The following is a 276-nucleotide window of genomic DNA, read 5'->3' as shown; positions in this document are numbered from 1 at the left end:
CGTGAAGCCGCGAACCTAGTAATCGAGTCAGAACGCCCAATTGCTCATGTAGCTAAGGAGATTGGCGTCGGACCAGGCCTTTTAGGCCGGTGGGTGAAAAATGAGCGTGAACGCCGAGGATCCTCTGATGGGCGAAGCGAGGCGGATCTTCGTGCGGAGAATGCTCGTCTGCGTCGTGAGCTGGCAGAAGCCAAGATGGATAATGAGTTTTTGTCAAAAGCGACAGCCTTCTTCGCCGCAAAGCAACGCGATCAGAAAAATTCGAATTGATGCGGC

The 276-nt window shown here is 53.6% G+C and carries 1 protein-coding gene; it reads left to right on the top strand.

What is annotated here, in order from left to right:
* A partial coding sequence (locus QP888_RS11025) for a transposase (protein WP_284813598.1) occupies positions 1-270 on the top strand: 270 nt, incomplete at its 5' end.
* Positions 271-276 lie beyond the last annotated feature (6 nt).

It is taken from the genome of Corynebacterium sp. MSK297, from assembly GCF_030232885.1.
Taxonomy (GTDB): domain Bacteria; phylum Actinomycetota; class Actinomycetes; order Mycobacteriales; family Mycobacteriaceae; genus Corynebacterium.
This window is presented reverse-complemented; position numbering and strand designations above follow the sequence as displayed.